The 639-nt window shown below is 65.4% G+C and carries 1 pseudogene; it reads right to left on the bottom strand.

The features are described 5' to 3' along the window. A pseudogene (locus JP75_RS24860) lies at positions 1–639 on the bottom strand (indolepyruvate ferredoxin oxidoreductase); the annotation flags it as partial.

The following is a 639-nucleotide window of genomic DNA, read 5'->3' on the forward strand; positions in this document are numbered from 1 at the left end:
GCAAAGATCGGGCGCTCCGGGCACCCGGTGCAGAATCCAGCCGGGCGGGCGGGGACGACATCGGCCAGTGCCTTGACCTTGGGGTCGGCGAGGACGGCATCGGCGCTGGGGAGCGGCGGGCGGTTCCCCAGATATTGCGGGGCGTGTTCGCCAAGGAACTTTTCGACGCCCTTCATGAGGACGGCGGCGGTGTAGTCGCCGCGGATGGGGAGCGTGCCCTTGCCGGCAAGGACGGTCTGGATATCGCGGCGACGGAGCGCGGTGGCGACGGCCTGCTCGAGATATTCGGGATGCCCTTCCTCGACCATCAGCACAGCCTTCTTGCCGGCGCAGAAGGCGACCACTTCCTCATCGACCAACGGGTAGGTGACGTTGAGGACATAGAGGGGAATGGCGGAATTGCCGTAGGAATCGGCAAGGCCGAGCAGTTGCAGGCCACGGATGACGCTGTTGTACATGCCGCCCTGGAGGATGATGCCCACCGGGCCTTCCTCGGGGCCGAAATGCTCGTTGAGCTTCTTGTCCTTGATGAACTGGAGCGCGGCGGGCCAGCGCTTCTCGATCTTGTCACGGTCGTGGATGGTAATCGACTGCGGCGGCAGCACGATGCGGTCGAGCTCGCGCACCGGGTTCTCGAGC

Origin of the sequence: Devosia riboflavina (genome assembly GCF_000743575.1) — a bacterium.
GTDB lineage: Bacteria > Pseudomonadota > Alphaproteobacteria > Rhizobiales > Devosiaceae > Devosia > Devosia riboflavina.